Source organism: Arthrobacter sp. D1-17 (genome assembly GCF_054130535.1).
On sequence record NZ_CP096382.1, the window covers coordinates 3,116,272 to 3,139,175 of the forward strand.

The following is a 22,904-nucleotide window of genomic DNA, read 5'->3' on the forward strand; positions in this document are numbered from 1 at the left end:
TTCGACAAGATGCTGTTCGTTCACCCCCGGTTCACGAAGGCAACAGGAACCGTCAAAATTCGCTGAATAGGTTCAGTTGCATGGACAACATCTCACGCAGATCGCTTATCACCGCTGGCCTCGGGGCCGGACTCGTCGCTGCCCTGCCGGGTGCCGCCGTCGCAACCTCCACCACCGACGACGCCGGACTCCGCTCAGACCCGTTCCGTCTGGGCATCGCCTCCGGCGAGCCGTGGCCGGACGGTTTCGTGCTGTGGACCCGGCTGGCCCTTGACCCCCTGGCCGACGACGGCCTGGGCGGCATGCCGTCCCGCAGCGTTCCCGTCGCGTGGGAGGTTGCCGAAGACTCGGCGATGCGCAAAGTGGTGGCCCGCGGGGTCGAACACGCCCGCATCGAAAACGCGCACTCCGTCCACGTGGAACTCAAGGGCCTCAAGCCGGGGCGTGAATACTTCTACCGTTTCCGCAGCGGACGGCACATCAGCACCGTCGGCCGGACCCTCACCAGCCCGGCCCTTCATGAGACGCCGGCGGCTCTGGCCATGGCCTTCGCCAGCTGCTCCCAGTATGAGCACGGCTACTTCACCGCCTATACCCGCCTGGCGCAGGACCACCCGGACCTCATACTGCACCTGGGCGACTACCTGTACGAATACAAGAAGGACAGGTACGTCATCGGCGGCGGCAACCCCCGCGACCACGAAGGCCCCGAGACAGTCACGCTGGAGGGCTACCGGCAGCGGCACGCACAGTACAAGTCCGACGCCGACCTGCAGGCCGCACACGCCATCGCGCCGTGGCTCGTGGTCTGGGACGACCACGAAGTGGACAACAACTGGGCGGACGAGGTTCCGGAGAACAATGATGCCGCCCAGATGAACGACAGCACCGAGCGTTTCCGGCGGCGCCGGGCTGCCGCCTTCAAGGCGTACTACGAGAACATGCCGCTGCGCAGGTCCTCCGTCCCCGCCGGCTTCGACATGAAGATCTACCGCACCATCCAGTGGGGCCAGCTGGCCAACTTCCACATGATGGACACCCGCCAGTACCGCGACGACCAGCTCGCCGGGGACGGCTGGAAGAAGAATGTTTCCGAGCGCCTCGCTGAGAACCGCAGCATCACGGGCGGGGAGCAGGAGAAGTGGCTGCTGGACGGCTTCCGGAGCTCCACGCAGCGCTGGGACATCCTGGGCCAGCAGGTGTTCTTCGCCGAACGGGACCGCAACAGGGCGCCGGAGATCGACGACGTGTCCATGGACGGCTGGGACGGCTATGCTGCGTCCCGCCGGCGCATCACCCAGGGCTGGGTGGATGCAAACGTGCGCAACGCCGTCGTCCTGACCGGCGACGTGCACCGGAACTGGGCCAACGACATCAAGGTGGACTACAAGGATCCGGCGTCGCCCGTGGTTGGCTCGGAGCTTGTCTGCACGTCCATTACCTCCACCGGCAACGGCTCCGGTTCCACCAGCGATCCCGTCATGGCGTGGAATCCGCACCTGAAGTTCTACAACGACAACCGCGGTTACGTGAACACCCGCATCACGAAGGACTTCCTGCAGGCGGACTTCCGGGTGCTGGACTACGTGACGACGCCGGGCTCCCCCGTTGGGACGAAGGCCTCCTTCCAGATCCAGGACGGCGTTCCGGGACTGCAGGCACGCGGGTAGCCTCGACGGCTGGTTCTCCTGCAACGCCCGGACGCTTTGCCGGGCGTTGCAGGAGCCGCGCGTGTATCTGTTGTTGGAAGGCTAGGGCTGGACAACGTCCACGAGTTCTGACCGGCTGCCTGTCTCCAGGTCCTCAGTCAGAACCAGCGCGCCGACTTGGGGGCAGTGGTATTTGTGCTCCCGCGCATTCTTCTCCAGCGGCGTCCAGTCGTAGACCTTGACGCAGTTGGTGTAGGTGCCTGACCTCGTGGACACGGTCTCGCCGGTGGCGACGGTGTCCCGGATGTCCTCCGCATGGCCAACGTAGAATTCCTGCCTGTACGAATCGCCGACACGCTGCTCGGCCTTCATCCAGATGCCGGCTTTTGCACCGTCTTTTCCGTGGAGAAAGCTGCCGGCGCGGTTCATCAGCATCCCATTCCAGAAGTTTTTCACGTCCTCGCCGAAGTACCAGACGTCACCGTTTTTATGTTGCGCAAGGTAATCACGGGTTTCCTCCACCAGCTGCCCGTTCTTGAATTCCTTGTCCAGGTAGACGACCGTCTCGACGCCCTCTATGGTCATGGTCTCCGGCAAGATCTCGATTTCAATCCTCTCGGTGACGCTTCCCTGCCGGGTGGTCTCGTACGTCAGTTTCTTGCCGACGGGCAGGGAAAAGTATCTGTTGGTTATCTTGGTGCTGAAATCGGCCGGGTTGATCTGCGGGTTGTACTCCGCGGCCCTGCTCCTTTTATTGCTGTCGTAGAAAAACAGCGCCGCCCCACCAACCACCAGCAGCGCGAGGACCGCAGCAAAAATTATTTTGGTTCGTCGATTCATGACCTTTCCCACTCCTTCTGAGTAGAAATTCCTATAGGGGGTCAGAGCACCATTGCTTGCCCATGGCCATAGGAAAAAGGTAGTGCAGCCAGCCTCTAACTAGAACACCTAACGGGAACACCCTGAATGAACACCATGGGAGGGGCACCGGCGCCCGCAGACAACGCCGGTCCCGGCCTCTAGAATGGGCAATCACAGGCAGGTGCGGAGACGCTCCTGCTTCGTTCACAGGCAGTGAGGCTGCCGTGGACGGATCATGAACGGGGATGACTGATCATGAGCAACGGCGCACCTGACTCGGGTCCGGACCCCCATGCCGTCCCGCCGCAAAAGCCTCCCCGTCCACCGCGGATAGGAACAGCAAGGGAACGTTCGACGGCGGCCAAAAGCCAGTCCGCCCCGCCCGCTATCCGCGTGGTGAGCAGGGATGAGAGACCAGCGCCGCCGGTCGACAACTACGCCGAGTTCATCGGACGGCTGGATGCAGCGGCCGGGAAACTCACTCCGCGGCGGGATGCCCTGTCCAAAGCCCTTGACGCGGCGGAGCTGCTCTTCAGCCAGAACCATGCAGGGCTGGAGCTGTGGGGCCAGCGGCTATCCCTGATCAATCAGCTCCTGGCCCGGCACGGAGCACACCAACAGGCTCGGCGATACAGCACGCTGATGGAACTTCATGATGTCGCCGCCAAGATGGAGCAGATGTTCACCAGCCGCACCCAGCGCGTGCAGGGGGTGTGCCGTGCGATCCGGGTACGCCGGGACCAGATCAATCGGTCCCTGTTCGAGCTGGAGAAAAGCAAGGTCAAACTGGCATCGTCCCGGCTGCTCGCGCTGGAGCGGGAGAACCTCCGGAAGGTCGCCGAGGATCTTTCAGTCACCGCGGAAGGCATCAGCCTCAACTTCCCCGATCCCGGACTTCGGGAAAGTCTCAGGGAAGCGCGGGAAGCAATCATCCTGGCCGAGGCCCTGCTGGAAGTGAAAGGAAACTGATCATGCCAACTCCACGGACCGAATCCCGGGACATCTGCAGGTTCACCTCCAAGGAATGGACGGGCAGGCCGGCCGAGGGCGCGGGCGCAATGTTCGGCGGATTCGCCGTCATCGGGTTCGTTCTGTGCTTGGTTCTGATGACCTTCACACCCGGCCTCAGGGACGTCAGCGCCCTCATGCTGTTCGTCGGGATTTTCGCGTCCACTTTCACGGTGCTGGGCATCCTAGGCAAGAGTTCGGGCGAGCGGGCGTTCCTGCAGCGGCTTACAGGCACTGTCAACGAAGTGATTCTCGAACTGACGGCGGACAGGACGAACCACCTCTCGGCGGACGAGCTCCGCTCACTCCTCGTCGAGGGCGGGAGCCTGCCGTTGCTGGTGAACGGGGTGTCCGGCCTGCATCTGAGCGTCATTCCGCAGCCCACACCGCAGCCGAAACAGTACGCCAAGCCGAAGGCTGAGGTGGTCACCACCACGTGGATCCTCATCACAGCCACCCCGCCCGATTACGGCATCAGCAGCTTCGACCGGCTCCTCGAGACGGCAACCACTGATCCGGGCTTCAATGCAGCAACATAGCGCATAGCGCATAGCGCACCTCAGCACAGGACCCGGGGGCAGGCAAGAACGCTTATGAGAATCCGGCAACATGCCGGCTGAGCGCATCCGTCTTATTGCTGTTCAGACGTTCATACTCCCGTCGCCTGTCCAGCCCGCACCTGCTCCGCTGGGATGGGGGGCACCGACGGTGCTTGTCAGGATTCTAATCCCCAGCGGAGCAAGGCGGCATTCCCGTTACCGGGCCAGCTTCGACATCAGGGACGTCATGGCCGCCCTGACCCCGGTCGAAAGCGTCGGCTCGATGTCGGGTGCGAAGTACGGCGAATGGTTTCCGGGAAGCGGGCTTTCAGCGTCGAGCTTTTCCTGGCTGTAGGCACCAAACATCCAGTACACCGAGGGCACGCCGATAACTTCAGCAAACAGCCCAAAGTCCTCGCTGCCCATGACGGGCGGCACCTCGTTGACGGCGTCCTCTCCCAGTGTCCGGTGGAACTCGCTGATCAGGGCGTCAGCGGCGGCGGGATCGTTGTAGCACCGCGGGAAGCTGGAGATTTCCGTGATAGAGGGTTCCGGCGCCCCTGACGCCTCGGCTTCGGCCTTGATGATGCGGCGGAGGGAGGCAAGGACGCGCTCGCGCACGTCCGTGTCGAAAGTGCGGACATTGATGGAAAACTCCGCAGTGTCCGGGATGATGTTCTCCTTCAGGCCGGCGTGAAAGGTGCCGATGGTCACCACGGCGGACTTCATAGGGTGGACCTCGCGGGCCACGATGGTCTGGATGCGCACCACCATGTGCGCGCCGAGCACGATCGGGTCAATAGACTCCTCCGGCTGCGAGCCGTGTGCCTGGCGTCCATGCACGGTGACCTTCCAGGAATCGGCCATGGCCATGGCCGTACCGCGGCTAATGTTCACAGTTCCGGCCAGGCCTGGCCACACGTGCTGGCCGTAAATCACCTCGGGCTTGGGCGCTTTGTCCCAGATTCCGTCGTCGATCATGGCCCGGGCACCCGCCGCGGTTTCTTCGCCTGGCTGGAAGATGAACACGACGGTGCCGCCCCAGGTGTCGGTGCTGTCGGCGAGGAGCCGCGCAGCCGTTAGGGCGGCTGTGATGTGGGTGTCATGGCCGCAGCCGTGCATGACCGGCACCTCGGTTCCGTCCGCCAATCTGCCTCTAGCCTGGCTGGCATATTCCAGCCCAGTGTCCTCCTGCATCGGCAGACCGTCGGTGTCGGCGCGGAAACCGACCACCGGGCCGTCCCCATTGCGCAGCACGCCGACCACGCCGGTCCCTCCGCAGAGAAAGGCCTCGATGCCAAGGTCGGTCAGCGCCTTGAGAATGAAGTTCGCCGTCTGCGTTTCCTGCATGGACAGTTCCGGGTGGGCATGGAGATGGCGGTAGAGGTCATGCATTTCGGTGAGCTGCGCAGCGGACAGTTCAAGGGCAGTGGTCTCGATGGTCATAGCTTCCTATCAGGTTCAAATGGCTCAGGTTCAGGGTAGGGGAGGGAATCAGACGCCGGGATGCGCGTGTTGTTCGGCGGCGCCTTTGGGCCGCAGGAACCAGGCGAGTGCCGCGGTGAGCAGCACCACGATGCCCGTCGCGGACTTGGCCAGCGCCGGCACGGCGGGCACGAGGGCAAAAAGGACGACGGCGGCGACGACCACGGCGATGACGGTGACCCGTGGCTGCTTGATCGTGACAATCAGCTGGACCAGCACGCCTCCGATGATGCTCGGGAAGATGTAGAGCCTGGCCACGTCCACTATGTCGGTAGGGATGATGCTCACTAGCCACGTGCCGAGGATGCCGACGAAGAGGAGCATGGAGAATACGTGGACCATGGCGGCCCCGCAGATGGCCATAAGGGCAGAGAACTCACCGCGCTTCGTGCCGGCCTTTGCGCCGACGGTCGCCTGCGCCACGAGCGCCGAGGGCAGGAGTTTGTTGGCGATGTTGCCGATCATGAACGCCTGGTACATCGCGGCCGGGCCCAGCACCGGGTAGTAGGTGACAGGTTCGACGAACCACAGGACGAAGAAGGCGGCGGCCACGGCGAAGAACGCAGTCCAGATGTGCGTGGAGGTGATGCCCAGGTCCGTGAACATGACGAGGTAGACCGGCGCGGCGAGGGACAGCGCCAGCGCGAAGATCATGGTGATCCGGCCCCAGCGTGAGGTGGTGCGGTCAAATTCGTCAATGGTCGCGGCGGTTCCTGCAGCGGTATCTGTGAGAGACATGTTGGGTTTCCTTTCGTTCAAGGGGAGGCTGCTTAGGCGGCCACGGGAACCAGGGCGGAGGTGTGGGCGAAGTAGGCGACGGCAAGTCCGACGAGGATGGCAATGCCGAGTCCCCACTCGCGCAGCCAGGCGGCGGAGAGTTTCTTGGCGAGGAAGAGGCAGACGCCCATGACCAGTGCGGACACGGCTACGGACATGATGTGCACCGGGGTCTTGCCCAACTCAGCGATCCCCAGGCTGGCAAAAGCACCGATGAGTGCTGCTGCCGGCACGATCGCCATGAGTGCCGGGTTTACGCGGCGCAGTTTGGAATCGCCCTTTTTCAGCAACGGAGTGAGGATGAGCGTGGAAATCATCCACATGGCGCCGGACATGCTCATGGCCATGAACGCCACAACGAACACGGCCTGCGTGTAGTCGGGCCCGCCCAATGTCGCCCCCATCGTCGCGGACGCAATGGAGGCGGAGGCCGATTCGGTGGCGGCGGAGCCCACAAGTCCGATGCGGACGAGCACCGCAGGGGTTCCGAAGAGCGTCAGGAGTGCGATGCTGACCAGCACGACGGCGAGGGAGGGGCCGATCGCCGCCACGGCGCCGGCGCGAAAGGAGGTCTTCAGTTCAGCTTCGGAGATACCTGCCGAGGGGCCGGCTTTCTTTGCTGCCCGCATGTAGATAACGGACTGGAGGATGATGGCCCCGAAGACGCCGATGGCCAACACCCAGAGGACCGGAAGGTTTGCGATGGAGAGGATGTCTGTGGATCCTCCCGGCATTACTGCAGTGTTCATGAATGCTCCTGTAGTAAATGATGACGTCTCATTGATTCAGTGCGCTCAGGTGGATTCAGTGCGCTGAGGTGCTGAGCTACGTGCTGCTGAGTTCTGATTGGTCAAGGGTGATGAGGGTCTGAGTCAGTGCACTGACGCCGGTGGCAATGTCACTGAAGTCCGTCCATTCCTCGGGGCAATGGCTTTTCCCTGCCTTGGAGGGCACGAAGATCATGCCCATCGGTGCCAACCGTGCCATGTGGACTGCATCATGCGTGGCCCCGCTGGGAACCGGCATCCAGGGGATGCCGAGGGCGTCCACGGCTGCGGCGGCAGCGTCCTGGACTTTGGTGTGCGTCCGGACTACTTCGTTGTCGGTCGACCAGGTGAACTCCACATCCACCCCGTGCTCCCGGGCCCGGCCGAGGATCTCCTCGGCCAGCCGGCCCTTCACACCGGAAAGCCATTCCTTGTCGATGCTGCGCACCTCACTGGTCATACGGACCAGTGAGGGCACTACATTGGGCGAGCGCGAATCAGATTCGACCCGGGTGGTGGTGGCAACGCCGTGGTTCGGTGCCCCGCAGCCTTCCCTACGCACGGCGAGGACGGCTTCGGCTGCCGCCACCATGGCGTCCTGCCGGTCGTCCATAGGCCGGGTCCCGGCGTGGTCGGGGGTTCCGGTGAACGTGGCGAGGAGCCGTTCGATGCCCGCGATCCCGGTCACGATGCCTATGGGCATCTGGCGCTGTTCGAGGGTGGGGCCCTGCTCAATGTGCAGCTCCAGAAAAGCGTGCAGAGGGGTGCTGCGGGCCCAGTGCGAGGTCATCGTCGAGGCAGGGTCCAAACCGAAGTCCGCATAGCTCTGTCCGAGAGTGACGCCGCGGTAGTCGGTGCGGTTGAGGTCTGCGGCAGTAAGTTCTCCAGCGGCTGCCCTGCTGCCGAGGCAGCTGAGGCCGTAGGGGTTGGACTCTTCCCCGAAGAAATCCACCACCAGAAGGTCCCTGGTGAGTGTGATGCCGCTCTGGCGCAACTGCCGGACGGCGTCAATTGCGCCCACGACTCCGACGACGCCGTCGAAGCGTCCGCCGCCGTCGACAGTGTCGGTATGGGACCCCGTGACCAGAGCCGGAGCATTCGGGTTGGTGCCCGGAAGCCGTCCGACGACATTGCCGGCGGCGTCAATATGGACTTCCAGACCGGCCTCCCGCATCCGCGCCTCAGTCCACTGCCGCGACTCGCGGTACGCCTCACTGAAAACCTCCCGGGTCCAGCCGCGCCTGTCGGCTTCGCTGTAGGCGGAAACCTCTGTAATGCCCGCCTCGACCCGCTCTGCGGTCTCGCTTGTGGCGGAAAAGTGCAGGTTCAACATGTGATCCCTTCTGGAAGAAGATATTCAGCGCCATCGATTCCAGACTCAGCGCTGAGTTGCGCAAACGATTGCGAAGTACGTTGGCCAAAGGCCTGTTTTGGAGGGGTGTATGCTGTACATCACACTATAGAAACCCTAGGACGTCAAGGTTTCTTGGTCGTAAAATTCTTGTTACGACGACTTACGCAAACCATTGCGTAAGTTTGCACGCCGGCAACGGGAAGGCTTTGCCCCCAGCACGAAAGGAGCACCGCCATCGCCAACCAGAGCACTTCCGGCCGCCCGAAAGCCGTCACTCTCGCCACCGTGGCCCACCACGCGCAGGTCCATGTTTCCACCGCTTCTCGGGCTCTGAGCGATGATCCTGCGGGCGTAGGAGCAGACACAGTGAAGCGGATCCGGGAACTCGCCTCCATGCTGGGGTATCGCCGGGACGTCGCAGCCGCGGGGCTCCGGACGGGGAGCTCGAGGCTTATCGGGGTGCTGGTCCCCCGCCTTACCGACCTGGTGCTCGCAACGATTCATGAAAGCATCGACGCCGCGGCCGGGTCTGCCGGGTACAGCACAGTGGTGGCCAATACGTTCGATGACCCGGATCACCGTCGGGCCCGGCTGGACGCTCTGCTCTCACGGCGCCTGGACGGAGTGATAATCGGAGACTCCCACATCGGAGACACCGCCGCCTTTGAGCTGCAGCAGCGCGGAGTCCCGTACGTGCTGGTCATGCGCAAGTTGGATGGACATCTTTCCGTCACCACGGACGACCAGCTCGGCGGACGGCTTGCCGCCGAACACCTGTTGCGCCTGGGACACAAACGCGTCGGCGTGATCGCCGGAGACCTGCTCGCAAGCACCGGGCTTGAGCGGTCCCAAAGTTTTCGGAGAACGTTCGAGGCCGCCGGCTACCCGGTACAGGACAGCTACGTCGTCAGTTCCGGGTTTGGAACGCAGGCCGGACGGACAGCGGGCGAGCACCTTATGAACCTGCCCAGCCCTCCCACCGCCATTTTCGCCGTCGATGACCTCACCGCTGTTGGTGCGATGGGCGCCATCCGCGAGGCGGGCAAGCGGCTGCGCGAGGATGTCGCTCTGGTCGGTTACAACGACGTCGATCTGGCAGCAAATCTGCCGGTTCCGCTGACCTCGGTCCGGTCCGAACTCAACGACATGGGCCGGCTCAGCTTCGAGACGCTGCAGCGGCGGATCAACGGCGAAGACCCGGAATCGGTAGTGCTCCCGCCGGTCCTCATACCGAGGGAAACGACAGTGGCCAGCGGCCATGGCTGAGGCGCCCGTCCGCAGCGGGGACGGCACAAGCAGGAGACCCCGCCCGGAACTTTCCGGACGGGGGCCATTTGCAGGCTGTCAGGCCTGGTGGAGCGACTAGCCCGACTCAGGCTTCCAGCTTGCGAAGAGTCTCCTTGGCCCCGCGCTGATGCAGGCTGGCCAGGGCGTCGCCGTACGCGGTGACGAACCGTTCGTTGTCGATGAGGTCCCCGAAAACTTCCCGGTCCGAGATGAAGGACAGCGGGTCCTGCCTCTGGCGTGACGCGGCGGCCATAAGCGTGTCCTTGAGCCGGTCCACCACGTCGATAGGGTTGCCCTGCTCGTCCGTCCCTTCGGCATACCGGGCCCAGCTGGCCACGATAGCCGCTGACCGCTGGATCTCTCCCCCGTTTTCAAGGTTGATGCGGACTACGGGAAGGAGCCACTTCGGAATCCGGTCCGAACTCTCGGCGCACAGGCGGGCCAGGGTGTCGCGGACATGCTCGTTGGAGAAGCGCTCGATGAGGGTGCGCTTGTAGGAGTCGAGATCGATGCCGGGTACCGGGTGCAGCGTCGGGGTTGCTTCCTTGTCCATGTAATCCAGCAGGAACCGGGCGAACAGCGGGTCCTGTGCCGCCTCATGCGCGTAGCGGTAGCCGGCGAGGTGGCCGAAATAGCACATGCCCTGGTGGCTGGCGTTGAGCAGGCGCAGCTTCATCAGCTCGTAAGGCTCCACGTCCTCCACGAGCTGCACTCCGGCCTTTTCAAAGGGCGGGCGTCCGAGGCTGAAGTTGTCCTCCAGCACCCACTGCTCAAAGGGCTCGCAGACCACAGGCCAGCCGTCCGCCACGCCGAACTCCTCGGCGATGGCCGTGCGGTCTTCGTCAGTGGTGACCGGGGTGATGCGGTCCACCATGCTGTTGGGGAAGGGCACGTTCCCGGCGATCCATGCCCCCAGGGCCGGGGCCTTGAGCGCGGCAAAGGCGGTGAACATCTTGCGGGCGACGTCGCCGTTGCCCTGGATGTTGTCGCAGGACATCACGGTGAAGGGTTCCAGTCCCCGTTCACGACGGCGGCGCAGGGCCTCGGTGATGAGCCCGAAGGTTGTGCGCGGCGCGGCGCCCGGCTGGAGGTCGTGGACCACGTCGGGGTTGTCGGCGTCGAAGTCGCCGGTGACGTGGTGGAAGTTGTAGCCGCCTTCGGTGACGGTCAGCGAGACGATCCGGACGGCGTCGGACGCCATTTTTTCGATGACTGCCTCGGGGTCGTCGGGGGCGAAGAGGTACTCGATGATCGAGCCGATAACGCGGCCTTCCCGCGTACCGTCGGGGTTCTTCACAACGAGCGTGTACAGGCAGTCCTGGGAGTCCATGACCTGCTTCATCCGGGCATCGCCGGGCAGGACGCCCACTCCGCAGATGGCCCAGTCGTGGGCGAGGCCGGCGTTCATCAGCTGGTCCAGGTACATGGCCTGGTGGGCGCGGTGGAAGCCGCCGACGCCGAAGTGGACGATTCCCGCCGTCAATGCCGACCGGTCATAGGACGGCTTGCCCAGGCTGGCGGGGAGTTCTGGAAGTGCTGAAGTGGTGAGCACGGGAGTTTTCCTTTCAGGGCGGGCGGTCAGCGGCCGGGGTAGACGACGGCTTTGAGCTGTCCGGGCTGTTTGCCGGCTTTGAGGGCTTCTTCGGATTCGGCGAGGCTGAATTTGCCGGTGACGAGGATGTCCAGGTCCACCTTGCCGTCGGCGATGAGCTGGATGGCCAGGGGCCAGGTGTTGGTGTAGCGGAAGACGCCGGAGAGCCAGATCTCGCGGTTCTGGATGTAGGAGACGGGGAGTTCGACGTCGTCCGCCCCGAGCCCGACGAGGATGACCCGGCCGGCGGGCGCGACGGCTTTGATGCCGGAACGGACGGCCTGGGGTGCGCCGGAGGCGTCGATGAAGGCATCGACGTCGAGCCCCTCGACGGTGTCCGTCCGGGCGTTCAGTGCGTGGGTGGCGCCGTGTTCCAGGGCGAACGCGAGCCGGTCCTCGGCGATGTCACTGATGTAGATTTCGGTGGCGCCGTACGCGCGGGCGGCCTGCGCGGCGATGATGCCGATCGGACCGGCGCCGGCGATCAGGACCCGGCTGCCGGGCTTGATCCCTGCCCGTTCGCAGGCCCACAGTCCGACGGAGAGCGGCTCGATCAGCGCGGCGGCTTCGTCGCTGACGCTGTCCGGGATGTCGTAGGCGAAGTCGGACTGGATGGTGACGTATTCGGCGAAGGCGCCGTCGATCGGCGGGGTGGCGTAGAACTCAATGTCCGGGCAGAGGTTGTAGCGTCCGGCCTTGCACTGCGTGCAGGTGCGGCAGGGGCGCTGGGGTTCGACGGCGACCCGCTTGCCGACCCGTGAGGGGTCAACGGCGGTTCCGACGGCGGCGATCCGGCCGGAGAGTTCGTGGCCGAGGATGAGCGGGTGGTCCACCACGTAGTCGCCGATGCGGCCGTGCTCGTAGTAGTGGACGTCGCTGCCGCAGACGCCGACGGCGGCCACCTGCACCAAGACCTGGTCGGGGTCCAGGCCCGGGACGGGCAGGGTTTCCAGGGCCATGTCGCCCTGGCGCTTCAGGACGGCGGCGCGCATGGTGGCGGGCAGTCCGGGCTGTCCGAGCACTGCGGGCTGCGCGGTTGATGTTGTCATCGAAGTATTCCTTGGAAGAGTGACGGGGCTGGTGGCTATTTGTTCGGCGGCTATTTGACGGCGCCGAGGGAGAGGCCCTGGACCAGTTTGTCCTGGGCGGCGAAGCCGGCGAACAGCACCGGCAGGGAGATCACGACGGCGGCGGCGCAGACCTGGGCGAGGAAGAGGCCCTGGCCGGAGACGAAGCCGGTCAAAAAGACCGGGGCGGTGCCGGCGACGACGCCGGTGAGGACGCGGGCCAGGAGCAGTTCGTTCCAGCTGAAGATGAAGCAGATCAGGGCCGTCGCGGCGATGCCGGGCATGGCCACGGGGGCGATGACCTTGCGGAGGATGAGCAGGAGGTTGGCGCCGTCGATCTGGGCGGCTTCCAGCATTTCTTCCGGAACTTCAGCCAGGAACGAGCGCATCATCCAGACCGCGATGGGCAGGTTCATGGACGTGTACATCAGGATCAGGAACCAGATGTTATCCAGCGCGCCCACGGTCCGTGCGAAGAGGTAGAGCGGCAGGATCGCCGCGACCACGGGCATCATTTTGGTTGAGAGGAAGAAGAACATCACGTCCGTCCACTTCTTCACCGGCCGGATGGACAGCGCGTACGCGGCCGGGAAGGCCAGGAGCAGCACGAGGACCGTGGACAGGATCGAGGCGGTGGCGGAATTGATCAGGGACGGCCACGGGCTGACGCCCGATGTTTCCCCAAAGAACTCGCGGTAGGCGTCCAGTGTCAGGTTCGCGGCGAGGGAGGGCGGGTTGGTGGCTGCGTCGGTTTCGGAGTGGAAGGAGGTGAGGATCATCCACAGCACCGGGGTGGCGAAGAGCAGGGCGAGCAGCCAGGCGGCGATGCCGGCGGCGGTGTTGTTGCGGGTGGGGTCCATGCGGGACTTCCCGCCGCCGGACATCTTGAAGCCGAACCAGGCGAAGCCGCGGCGCCGGGTACCGGTGTTCAGGGCGGTCGGGCCTGCGGGGGCGGTGGGACCGGGGGTGTTTTGGGGTGCGGCGGGGGTGAGGGTGCTCATCGTGCTGCCTCCTTCTTGAAGAGTGAAAAGACGGTGCGCAGGGCAAACGTCGCCACGATGATGGTTCCGATGACCACCACGACGCCGGCGGCGGAGGCCAGGCCGTACTCATTGGCGAAGTAGAACGTCTGGTAGATCGCGTAGGGCAGGTTTGCCGTGCCCAGCCCGCCGGCGGTGAGGGTGAAGACGGCGTCGAAGTTCTGCACGATGTAGATCGCGCCGAGCAGGCCACCCAGTTCCAGGTACTGGCGCAGGTGCGGCAGCGTCAGGTGCCGGAAGATCGCCCAGGGGGTCGCGCCGTCCATCTGGGCCGCTTCCACGGTGTCCATGGGACGGGACTGCAGGCCCGCGAGCAGGATGAGCATCATGAACGGGGTCCACTGCCACACCAGCGAGACGACGACGGCGGCCAGCGGGGCCTGGGACAGGAGGTCCAGTTGCGGCGGGGTGCTGTTGCCGAAGAGGGACCAGGCCCAGGTCAGGATCCCGTTGATCAGCCCGTAGGTCGGGTTGAGCAGGGCGTGCTTCCAGATCAGGGCCGCGGCCACCGGAACCACCAGGAACGGTGCGATCAGCAGGGTCCGGGCCAGTCCCCTGCCGATGAACTTCTTATCCAGCAGCAGCGCCAGGCCCAGGCCGATGACCAGGCTGATCAGCACTACGGAGACGGTGAGGACGATGGTGGTGAAGATGGCCTGGCGCAGGTCAGGGTCGGTCAGGACCGTGACGTAGTTCTCCAGCCCGGCGAAGGCGGTCTTGTCCGGGCTCAGGCTGTTCCAGTTCAGGAACGAGATGATCAGGGTCACCGCGAACGGAAGCTGGGTGACGATGATGAGGAAGATCAGGGCCGGAAGCAGCGGTGCACGCCGCGCCCAGGCCGCGGCGCGTTCCCGCGACCGCCTGTTCCGTGAGTCGGCATTTCGTGAAGGTTTGGCTGCATGGTGTCCCGGGCGGGAGATGCGCGCCGTTGCGGTAGTCATGATGTTCTCCTGCTGTTCGGTTAAGGCTGCTTGTACTTTTTGGCGACTTTTTCTGCGGCTTCCTGACCCTTGGCCAGCGCCTCGGCCACGGTGCCCTGGCCCGCGATGGCGGAACTGACCCCCTGGGAGACACTGGTCCCCAGCGCGGCGAATTCGGGAATACCCACAAACTGGATGCCGACGGCCGGGCGTTCCTGTGCGCCGGGGTTCTTCGGGTCGGCGTTCTCAATGGCGAAGCGCTCGGCCTTGAAGAACGGCGCCGCCTTCTGGAATTCGGCATTCTCATAGGTGGAGATGCGCTTGCCGGACGGGACCTTGGCCCAGCCGAGCTTTGCGGCGACCAGTTCCTCGTAGTCCTTCGAGCTGGCCCAGGCGACGAACTTCCCGGCAGCGTCCTGCTTCTTGGACGCGGCCTGCATGGCCCAGGACCAGGTCCACAACCAGCCGGAGGACTTGGTTTCCTTCACCGGCGCCTGCGCGTAGCCGATCTTGCCCTTCACCGGGGAGTCCTCGGCCTCCAGGGCACCGGCGGCCGACGTTGCGTCGTACCACATGGCCACCTTGGACTGGCTCATGTTGTTCAGGCACTCGGTGAACCCGGCCTGCGCGGCGCCGGCTTCACCGTGCTTGCGGACCAGGTCCACGTAGAACTCCACCGCTTCCTTGAATTCCGGGGAGTTGACCTGCGCGTTCCAGTCCTTGTCGAACCAGGTCCCGCCGAAGGTGTTCACCACGGTGGTCAGTGGCGCGAAGACCTGGCCCCAGCCGGGCTGGCCGCGCAGGCAAATGCCCTTCATGCCCGGCGCTGCACCGTCAGCCTTGGCCGCGATGTCCGCGACCTCATCCCAGGTGGGCTTTTCGGGCATGGTCAGGCCCTTGGCCTCCAGAATGTCCTTGCGGTACATCAGGAACGAAGACTCGCCGTAGAACGGTTCACCGTACAGCTTGCCGTCCTCACCGGTCAGGGACTCCGTGTAGGCCGGCAGAATGTCCGCCTGGTTGAACTCGGGGTCGTTCGCCACGTTGTCCAGCGGCGCCAGCCAACCGTTGGCGGCAAAGAACGGAATCTCGTAGTTCGACAGGGAGGCGACGTCATACTGGCCGGCCTGGCTGGAGAACTCCTGGCTGATTTTCGCCCGGACGTCGTTCTCCGGCAGGACGGTGTAGTTGACCTTGATCCCGGTTTCCTTGGTGAAATTGTCCGCGGTCAACCGCTGCAGGTCCTCCATCTGCGGGTTGTTCACCATCAGCACGTTGATGCTGTTCGGATCACCGGCGGAATTGCCTCCGCCAGCACCTGCGCAGGCCGAGGCAGAAAGTGCGATGCACAGAGCGCCGGCGGCCAGTGAGGCAGCGCGCATGGTCGGTCGCATAAGAACTCCTTTGTGCTCAAAAGTTGAATTCCAGTCCTGGTCGCGCTTGGCGGGGCCAGGACTGGAAGGGCATTCGGGCCCGGACAGAACAGCCGGGTCTCCCCCAGCTCACCTGCTCATCTGAGCGGCCCTAACTGCTCATCTGTCATGTGACTCTAGTCATATATACTCGTTTGAGCAAGAGGCGTTACTCAAATGATCAGATGTGAGACGAGGTGACCACATGCCCGAGCATTCCCATGAAGAGCTCCTGGCCCGCATCAGCAGCGAGTACTACTTGGAGAACCGTTCGAAGGTAGAAATCGGCGCTAGCTACGGTATTTCACGGTTTCAGGTCGCGCGGCTGCTCACCGAGGCCCGCGAGCGCGGGATCGTTGAAATCAAGGTGCATTTCCCGTCCAACATCTCCAGCACGGATATACGCCGGATAGAGTCGTGGTTGGGCATTCCCGAGGTGATCGTTGCAGATTCGACCACAGGCGACGAAGACCAGGCTCGCGGCATTCTGGCGAAGTTTGCCGCCGCCGAAGTCTCGCGGCAGGCCCCTGCGGGCGGGACCTTGGGCATCTCCTGGTCGCGAATCCTGGATGTCGCCTCGAAGCTAGTCCGGGAGCTCCCCCGGTGCGACATCGTTCAACTCGCGGGCGCCCTCCCGGCGGAAGGGGAGAGCAATCCCCTCGAGCTTATCCAGCGGTTAGGGCACTTGAGCGGCGGGTTCACGTGGCCGCTGTGGTCACCACTGGTGGTGGAAGATCCGGCGACGGCCGCCGGCTTGCGCCGTCAGCCGGAGATCGCCGGCGCACTTGCAAAGGCCGATTCTCTCGACTTAGCGGTGGTGGCAATTGGCGCTTGGAAGAGCGGTAGCTCCACCGTCTGGGAACGCGCGGAAGCGGAGGTGCGCGAGGCAGCTGTGGAAGCCGGCGCTGTGGCGGAATGTTCGGGACGGCTACTCAACGCTGAGGGTGTTCCGGTCGAATCCGGACTGGATGAACAGATCATCGCCGTCACGATAAAGCAGTTGCAGCGCACCCCGAAGGTAATTGCCGTGTCGCACGGAAAAGCACGGGCAGAAGCAGTACGGGCCGTGGCGAAGGCCGGCTTTGTCACCACGCTGATTGTGGACGTGCCGTTGGCCCAGGCCCTGACAGACCTAATCGATGAGGAGAATAGTCAATGAGCGTTGTCGTCGGGGTAGATTCCTCCACCCAGTCCTGCAAGGTCCTCGCCGTCGATGCCGAAAGTGGAGACGTCATCTCTGCGGGTGCGGTAGCCCACCCGGACCTCACCGCGGTGAACCCGCGCATCTGGACCTCCGCGCTGCGCGAGGCGTGGCAGTCCGCCGGCGCGGACAGCCTGGGCGGCTCCGTCGCCGCTGCCGGCATCGCCGCCCAGCAGCACGGGATGGTGGCGCTCGACAGCTCCAACACACCCGTCCACGACGCACTGCTGTGGAACGACACCCGCAGCGCAGGCGATGCAGCGAGGCTCCGGGACGAGCTTGGCCCCGAAGCGTGGGTCGGCGCCGTCAACCTTGTTCCGGTCGCTTCCTTCACCATCTCGAAGCTGGCGTGGCTGGCGCGGAACGAACCGGAGGCCGCGGGCCGCGTCGACCAGGTTGTCCTCCCCCATGACTGGCTAAACGGCGCCCTGGGCGGCGAGTTCACCACCGACCGCAGCGACGCCTCCGGCACCGGCTATTTCTCCCCGGTGACGGACAGCTACCGGACGGACCTGCTGGAGCGCTTCTTCGGCCGAGTTCCGCGCCTTCCGCGCGTCGTGGCGTCAAACGAGCAGGCCGGAACCGTGCAGAACGGCTGGGGCATCGACGGTGCGGTCCTCGCGGCCGGCGCCGGGGACAATGCGGCAGCAGCGCTGGGGCTGGGGCTCCGCGCTGGCGAAGTGGTCGTGTCCATCGGGACCTCCGGCACCGTCTTCACCACCGCACCTTCCGCGATGCCTGACCGCACAGGTGCAGTCGCCGGTTTTGCGGATGCGGCCGGCGGCCACCTGCCCCTGCTGGCCATGCTCAACTCCGCCCGTGTCATGGCCGCGACGGCCGCCATGCTCGACGTCGACTTGGCAAAACTGGACTCCCTGGCGCTGGCCGCGGACCGCGATGCCGGCGGGCTCACATTCCTGCCGTACCTTGACGGCGAGCGCAGCCCCAACCTTCCCCACGCGAGCGGAACCCTGGCCGGCCTCAGCAGAAGCAACATGACCCCGGAGAACCTCGCCCGCGCCTCCGTGCTGGGCGTGCTGAACTCACTGGCAGACGCCATCGACGTCCTAAGGCAACTCGGCGGAACGCCGGACAAGGTTGTGCTCATCGGCGGGGGTTCGAAGTCGCAGGCCCTGCGCCAGGCAGCGGCCAGCATCTTCAATCTGCCGGTGGAGGTGCCGGCGAGCAGGGAGTACGTTGCGCTGGGTGCGGCGAAGCAGGCTGCGTGGGCAGCGACGGGAGAACTGCCGGACTGGAGGCGCAGCATCGACGCGGCGTATGAACCCGAAGGTGACTGGGGTTTCGGCCTCCGGGAACGCTACGCCGAGGCCCGCAAGAGCTTCTACGGGGTGTGAGCTGATCAGCCCACGCTGCAGCTGACCAGCCCACGCTCCAACGTCGAAGATGCGTAGGTCCCAGGAGTTAAGCAGGCGCAAGCAAAGGACCCCGGGATGTCACGTCCCGGGGCCCTCTGCTGTGGAGGACCTTAGCCCAGGATGAGATTCAGGATGAACAGCAACGGGATTGATCCAGCCCAGACAGCGGTGGTGATGCCGGACCAGCCCCGAAGCGCCGCAGTGCCTTCGAGTCCGGTGAACCGGGTTACCACCCAGAAGTAGGAGTCATTGAAGTAGCTCAGGATCATGGAACCGGCGGTGCACGCCACTGCGGCTACCAGCGGATCGATACCGAGAGTGCCCACCAGTGGTGCAGTGACGGACGCCGCGGTGATCATCGCCACCGTGCCGGACCCCTGCGCGAGCCGGACAAGAGTGGCCACCAGGAAGGGCACAAGGAAAGCGGGCAGGGCCGTGTTTGCAATGGCCTCTGCCAGCGCATCGCCCACACCTGAGCTGCGGAGCACCTGCCCCAGCGCGCCGCCGGCACCGGTGATCAGCAGGATGAGGCCTGCCGAGGCAGCAGCGCTGGCAAACCACCCCTGGACCTTGGTCCGGGGAGTCCACCGCGGCAACAGCACGTAGACGGCGAGCAGTACGCCAATAATCAGCGCGATCACGGGGTTGCCGATGAAAGCGAAGGGAACAACCCAATCCGACGGCTCGTACTCTCCGCCAATGACCCCCTGCGCGTTCTGGTCAATAGCGCCGGTGACTGTGTTGAGGACGATCAGCAACAGCGGCACCAAGAGGGGCAGCGAGGCGAGGAACGCGCCGACCCTGTGCGGCTTCGCACCCGGGGGCGGGGTGCCCAATTCCAACTCAGGACCCTCCGGAAGTTCAGCCTCAACAGGTCCGTCTGCGCCGGGCGGGCCGTCCGCGGTGACCGTATCCGTTGAACCGTGATGCGCCCCTCCCCCGACCCGCGCCGTCCGGCCATAAACTGCGGTCCGGACTTCCTCGTTGATGGAGGCTTCCAGCTTGGGACCCATCCACTTGGCGTAAGCAACCACGATCGGAAGCAGGAGGACGGTGAAGGCCAAGCCCGTGAGGATGACTGCGCCAAGGTCCGCGCCCAGCAGACCGGAGACAGCCAACGGGCCAGGGGTCGGCGGCACCAAGTGATGCGTCAGGGTCATGCCCGCGCCCAGTGCCAAGGCCAGCGTGACATAGCCTGCGCGCTCGACCCGGGCAATGGAGCGCGCCAGCGGGTTCATGATTACATACCCAGAGTCACAAAACACCGGGATGGATACCAGGGCACCGACACTGCCCATCGCCCAAGGCTCCCTGCCTTTGCCGAAGAGCCGAAGGAAGGCCAAGGCAAGTGCGTGAGCAGCCCCGGAAACCTCGAGGATCTTGCCGATGGCCACACCGAGACCGATTACTATGCCAATCGAAGCGAGGGTGTTGCCGAAACCGGTGGTGATGGCCCGGGTGATATCCAGCGGAGCCTGGCCGGCAACGAGGCCGGTCACTAGGGCGGCTATGAGCAAGGCTACGAAAGCGTCAAGCCGGGTGCGCAGTACGAGCACGACGATGGTCGCGATGCCCAGTACCAGCGCAAGTAGTAGTTGAAGATCCACGTTGATGCCCTCCTTCGGAGACAAGGGCTCAGGCGGTGTGCCCGGGCACTCCTCGAAGGTGCCATCGTGCCTGCAGAATTGGCTCCATCGAGTGACGAGCGCCACACTATCCTGACCCAAGACCTCTCACAAGCTCCCCGCCTGCGAGAGAGGACGGTCTGCTCATGGATGGCGCTACGTCTCAGCGGCGGCCGGACGTACGGGGATCCAGAGGATCATGGGCTGAGGAGGTCCCGGAAGACCGGGGCCGTTGACGCGGTCACACTGCCTGCCCTGGCCGGTCTCGCCCTGGTGGTTGAGCCTTCGAAGCGGGCCCGCTGGTTGGGCTCGTCGCACCAGGCGCGTCGAAACCAGCCGCTGGTTCAGCTCGGCGAAACCAGATTTCAGTCCCCGTTGTAACGGGCGAGTGCTTCCATGTAGACAGCGGCGGTTTCAGCGTCGCCCCTATCGGTGTATTTGGCGATGATGTTCGCCAGGTCGTTTTTGATAACCCAAAGCGCGTCATACGGTGCACGGGGACGGGGAATAAAGTCGTTCATTATTTTCCACCCCCTAGCGCCTCTTCACGCTCAAGCAGATAGCGCAGAAATGCCGCCTGGTTGTCGATTTCCCGCTGTTTGCGCGGGGAAACCCAGTCCAACAGTTCTTGGTCGTCAGCCATGATGTCACTCCTTCCGGTGATGAGTTGATGTTCACCCCGTTCGAGCAAGATCGGCGAAAGTTTCATGCAAGATAGGCGAAGGTCTTGTCAGCTGCGTTCTGTAAGGCGCTGGGCGGCGACAGCTACGGGTCCCGTCGCTCTCGCCTGGACCAGGTTGGCGAAGGGCAATCTTCCATAAATCCTGATGAATTCCGCGTGATAGGTGGCTTCGGCAGGATTCACTTCTGCAGCTGTCAGCTCCTTCCAGGCGATGACCAGTGATTGGGAGTCCGCAAGCTGCCAGATGAGCCGCCCGTCCCAGTGGCCAACGGGTTTCCCGCGGCCGAAGTCGGCGAACTCTTGGATTCGCTTTCGTAGTCCGCGATTGCCGGCGCTTCCCGGGCCTGCTTTCCCGATGTAGAGGACGTCCGCATCCTCGATCCACTCCGCTTCCAGAACGCTTTGGAGCAAGGATGGATCCCGCCTCTTGAAGCGGCCCCCAACGCTCTTGGCGAGGAACGTCGGTTCGAAACCTTCGGGCTTAAGCACGGCATAGATTCCGGGCGCTTGCGGAACGCGGTTGATCTCCAGCTGCTTGAAGGAGCGGAATCCGGTGAACCCGTCCTCTTTTAGCGTCCGTTTGTTGATCTGCAATGTGCATTCCTTAGCTCGAGATAACATTCTGCCGCTTACAGTGTGCGGCCGAAAGTGTAGCGTTTGGTCTGACATCGCCAGAGGCGACTCCTAGAACATCACTGCCCATGCAATTTTGCGGCCAGCATTAGCCATTACGACACGCCGCTGGCCGCAGGTCAGCATAGCTCAGCATGACTTTGAGACACTGAACGCTGAGTCAGGACCAACAAAAAGGAGCTCTCTTGGAGGCAGCAGCGGTAAGCACTTGGATGTTCGTCGACGAATGCCCGATTCCCAGTGACGTTGCGGAACTAATGGTTCCGGGCGAGCAGCCAGTGGCCGCGTATAAGACATTCCGGGACAGCGCCATTTTTACAACCAAGCGGATGATCGTCCGCGACGCCCAAGGGCTGACCGGCAAAAAGGTGGAGGTGTATTCGCTGCCCTTCTCTGCCATCAACATGTGGTCTTCAGAGAATGCAGGGAAATTCGATCTCGACGCAGAGCTGGAGCTTTGGACTCGCGCGGGGCACATCAAGATTAAAGTGGGCAAAAAGGTGGATGTGCGCCGGCTGGACATGCTGATCGCGCACTCGGTCCTGGGTTCCCAGCACTAAATACCGGGCGCTCCCGGCTGTACGGATCCCGCAACTCGGCGATTAGTGCACATCGCACCGCCCACCCACCAGGCAAGACTCGAGCCCTCACCTCATGGCAGGGGCCAGATTCAGTCCCCGTTGTAGCGGGCGAGTGCTTCCATGTAGACAGTGGCAGTTTCAAGGTCGTCAGCCATGATGTTCACTCCTTCCGCTGATGAATCCATGCTGACTCCGTTCGGACAAGATCGGCGAAAGTTTCGTGCAAGATCGGCGAAGGTCTTGTGGGCGGCAGCTTTGGCCCGGCCCAGGCTTCGGCGCGGCGCTTTCATAGCGCGACTGGAATGTAGGATCGCTTTCATCGGGAGGATGACTGCCCGATCGCACTTTGCCGGAGTCTTGTGGGGAGAGACGCTTTGCCTGAACTTAAACGCATCTACTGGACCCGCCAATCACTCCGGCTGGCCATGGCCGTCCTGACGCTCTGGATCTCTGCAGCTGCCATCCTCTCCTTCATGGGGAATGCCTCGAAATTCGCTGTTGGACGGTCGACTTCAGTGACTGACGTCTTCACCCAGACTTTCGACGGCGTGCTGCCGGCGGTATTGCTGCCGGGCGCACTGGTCGCAGTCCTGATCGTCTCCGCATTGGTGATGCAAGCCAGGGACGTACGGCGCCGAGATCCCGTCCGCCGTTTCACCCGACAGCAGCGCCGTGAAGGCATGGCAAGGGCAGACGGGCAGTGCGAAATGGAGGCGGGCTTCCGCCGTCGTTGTTCACGCCCTGCAGAGCACGGCGACCACTTCTACCCTTGGTCCAAAGGCGGCTCCACCAGCCTGCAGAATTTTGTCGCTGCATGCAGCAGGTGCAACCGGGCGAAAGGGGCTCGGATCCCGTCACCGGCACAGCAAGCAAGACTGGAACGACGACGGCTTGCTTACGTTGAGTTCGAGGACGCCGTCCGGGTCGGCGAGCGCCGAGAGCTTTCCTGAACCTAGCCCGGGTTGGCATAGGAAGGACTCACCTGCCTGGCAGGCACATGTTGCCAGGTCGACTCTTCCTCCACAAAGAATGTCGGCGCCTCCCTTTAG

Annotated in this window: 22 protein-coding genes; 8 read left to right on the forward strand and 14 right to left on the reverse strand. The window is 64.0% G+C overall.

What is annotated here, in order from left to right:
• Positions 1 to 80: 80 nt before the first annotated feature.
• On the forward strand, positions 81 to 1,670 hold the full coding sequence (locus tag M1E01_RS14450) for an alkaline phosphatase D family protein (RefSeq protein ID WP_457972252.1): 1,590 nt from the start codon (positions 81 to 83) through the stop codon (positions 1,668 to 1,670).
• A gap of 81 nt (positions 1,671 to 1,751) precedes the next feature.
• Here M1E01_RS14450 and M1E01_RS14455 read toward each other — a convergent pair whose 3' ends face one another.
• On the reverse strand, positions 1,752 to 2,501 hold the full coding sequence (locus M1E01_RS14455) for a hypothetical protein (protein ID WP_457972253.1): 750 nt from the start codon (positions 2,499 to 2,501) through the stop codon (positions 1,752 to 1,754).
• A gap of 264 nt (positions 2,502 to 2,765) precedes the next feature.
• Here M1E01_RS14455 and M1E01_RS14460 point away from each other — a divergent pair, with 264 nt between their 5' ends.
• Both M1E01_RS14460 and M1E01_RS14465 read left to right on the forward strand, forming a co-directional pair.
• On the forward strand, positions 2,766 to 3,479 hold the full coding sequence (locus M1E01_RS14460; protein WP_457972254.1) for a hypothetical protein: 714 nt from the start codon (positions 2,766 to 2,768) through the stop codon (positions 3,477 to 3,479).
• A gap of 2 nt (positions 3,480 to 3,481) precedes the next feature.
• On the forward strand, positions 3,482 to 4,057 hold the full coding sequence (locus M1E01_RS14465) for a hypothetical protein (RefSeq protein WP_457972255.1): 576 nt from the start codon (positions 3,482 to 3,484) through the stop codon (positions 4,055 to 4,057).
• A gap of 216 nt (positions 4,058 to 4,273) precedes the next feature.
• Here the strand turns inward: M1E01_RS14465 and M1E01_RS14470 are convergent, their stop codons facing one another.
• From M1E01_RS14470 to M1E01_RS14485, 4 genes are all read right to left on the reverse strand, one after another.
• On the reverse strand, positions 4,274 to 5,503 hold the full coding sequence (locus tag M1E01_RS14470; protein ID WP_457972256.1) for an amidohydrolase: 1,230 nt from the start codon (positions 5,501 to 5,503) through the stop codon (positions 4,274 to 4,276).
• 48 nt (positions 5,504 to 5,551) lie between these two features.
• Complete coding sequence (locus M1E01_RS14475) at positions 5,552 to 6,280, reverse strand: hypothetical protein (protein WP_457972257.1); 729 nt, start codon at positions 6,278 to 6,280, stop codon at positions 5,552 to 5,554.
• 32 nt (positions 6,281 to 6,312) lie between these two features.
• Positions 6,313 to 7,068: a DUF5058 family protein gene (locus tag M1E01_RS14480; protein WP_457972258.1), complete on the reverse strand. Its 756-nt coding sequence runs from the start codon at positions 7,066 to 7,068 to the stop codon at positions 6,313 to 6,315.
• 76 nt (positions 7,069 to 7,144) lie between these two features.
• Positions 7,145 to 8,419, reverse strand: a complete 1,275-nt coding sequence (locus M1E01_RS14485; RefSeq protein ID WP_457972259.1) for a M20 family metallo-hydrolase — start codon at positions 8,417 to 8,419, stop codon at positions 7,145 to 7,147.
• A gap of 387 nt (positions 8,420 to 8,806) precedes the next feature.
• Here M1E01_RS14485 and M1E01_RS14490 point away from each other — a divergent pair, with 387 nt between their 5' ends.
• Positions 8,807 to 9,706 (forward strand): LacI family DNA-binding transcriptional regulator, encoded by a 900-nt coding sequence (locus M1E01_RS14490; protein WP_457972260.1) that lies wholly within the window; start codon positions 8,807 to 8,809, stop codon positions 9,704 to 9,706.
• Between the two features lie 106 nt (positions 9,707 to 9,812).
• On the opposite strand, the gene M1E01_RS14495 is transcribed toward M1E01_RS14490, so the two are convergent.
• The 5 genes from M1E01_RS14495 to M1E01_RS14515 are packed head-to-tail and all read right to left on the reverse strand — an operon-like array spanning position 9,813 to position 15,739.
• Entirely contained in the window at positions 9,813 to 11,279 is a 1,467-nt protein-coding gene (locus M1E01_RS14495; RefSeq protein WP_457972261.1) for a mannitol dehydrogenase family protein, read from the reverse strand.
• A gap of 26 nt (positions 11,280 to 11,305) precedes the next feature.
• A complete protein-coding gene (locus M1E01_RS14500; protein ID WP_457972262.1) occupies positions 11,306 to 12,367 on the reverse strand; it encodes an NAD(P)-dependent alcohol dehydrogenase in 1,062 nt (353 codons plus the stop codon).
• Positions 12,368 to 12,417: 50 nt separating this feature from the next.
• Positions 12,418 to 13,386 carry a carbohydrate ABC transporter permease gene (locus M1E01_RS14505; protein ID WP_457972263.1) on the reverse strand — a complete coding sequence of 323 codons (969 nt, stop codon included), beginning with the start codon at positions 13,384 to 13,386 and terminating at the stop codon, positions 12,418 to 12,420.
• Entirely contained in the window at positions 13,383 to 14,366 is a 984-nt protein-coding gene (locus M1E01_RS14510; RefSeq protein ID WP_457972264.1) for a carbohydrate ABC transporter permease, read from the reverse strand. Before M1E01_RS14510 ends, M1E01_RS14505 begins: the two co-directional genes overlap by 4 nt.
• Positions 14,367 to 14,386: 20 nt before the next feature.
• Positions 14,387 to 15,739: an ABC transporter substrate-binding protein gene (locus tag M1E01_RS14515; protein ID WP_457972265.1), complete on the reverse strand. Its 1,353-nt coding sequence runs from the start codon at positions 15,737 to 15,739 to the stop codon at positions 14,387 to 14,389.
• A gap of 223 nt (positions 15,740 to 15,962) precedes the next feature.
• Between M1E01_RS14515 and M1E01_RS14520 the strand changes: the two genes are divergently transcribed.
• Positions 15,963 to 16,916, forward strand: a complete 954-nt coding sequence (locus tag M1E01_RS14520; protein WP_457972266.1) for a sugar-binding transcriptional regulator — start codon at positions 15,963 to 15,965, stop codon at positions 16,914 to 16,916.
• On the forward strand, positions 16,913 to 18,313 hold the full coding sequence (gene xylB / locus M1E01_RS14525) for a xylulokinase (RefSeq protein WP_457972267.1): 1,401 nt from the start codon (positions 16,913 to 16,915) through the stop codon (positions 18,311 to 18,313). Before M1E01_RS14520 ends, xylB begins: the two co-directional genes overlap by 4 nt.
• A gap of 131 nt (positions 18,314 to 18,444) precedes the next feature.
• Here xylB and M1E01_RS14530 read toward each other — a convergent pair whose 3' ends face one another.
• The 4 genes from M1E01_RS14530 to M1E01_RS14545 all read right to left on the reverse strand — a co-directional run bounded on the left by M1E01_RS14530 (position 18,445) and on the right by M1E01_RS14545 (position 21,262).
• Positions 18,445 to 19,941 carry a GntP family permease gene (locus M1E01_RS14530; protein ID WP_457972268.1) on the reverse strand — a complete coding sequence of 499 codons (1,497 nt, stop codon included), beginning with the start codon at positions 19,939 to 19,941 and terminating at the stop codon, positions 18,445 to 18,447.
• A gap of 383 nt (positions 19,942 to 20,324) precedes the next feature.
• Positions 20,325 to 20,480 carry a hypothetical protein gene (locus M1E01_RS14535; protein WP_457972269.1) on the reverse strand — a complete coding sequence of 52 codons (156 nt, stop codon included), beginning with the start codon at positions 20,478 to 20,480 and terminating at the stop codon, positions 20,325 to 20,327.
• Positions 20,480 to 20,602 carry a hypothetical protein gene (locus tag M1E01_RS14540; protein WP_457972270.1) on the reverse strand — a complete coding sequence of 41 codons (123 nt, stop codon included), beginning with the start codon at positions 20,600 to 20,602 and terminating at the stop codon, positions 20,480 to 20,482. Before M1E01_RS14540 ends, M1E01_RS14535 begins: the two co-directional genes overlap by 1 nt.
• Positions 20,603 to 20,689: 87 nt before the next feature.
• A complete protein-coding gene (locus tag M1E01_RS14545) occupies positions 20,690 to 21,262 on the reverse strand; it encodes a hypothetical protein (protein ID WP_457972271.1) in 573 nt (190 codons plus the stop codon).
• A 197-nt stretch (positions 21,263 to 21,459) separates the two neighbouring features.
• Between M1E01_RS14545 and M1E01_RS14550 the strand changes: the two genes are divergently transcribed.
• Together M1E01_RS14550 and M1E01_RS14555 are read left to right on the forward strand one after the other, a co-directional pair.
• Positions 21,460 to 21,834, forward strand: coding sequence for a PH domain-containing protein (locus tag M1E01_RS14550; protein ID WP_457972272.1), 375 nt, complete (start codon positions 21,460 to 21,462; stop codon positions 21,832 to 21,834).
• Between the two features lie 395 nt (positions 21,835 to 22,229).
• Positions 22,230 to 22,805: an HNH endonuclease gene (locus M1E01_RS14555; protein WP_457972273.1), complete on the forward strand. Its 576-nt coding sequence runs from the start codon at positions 22,230 to 22,232 to the stop codon at positions 22,803 to 22,805.
• The last annotated feature ends 99 nt before the right edge of the window (positions 22,806 to 22,904 follow it).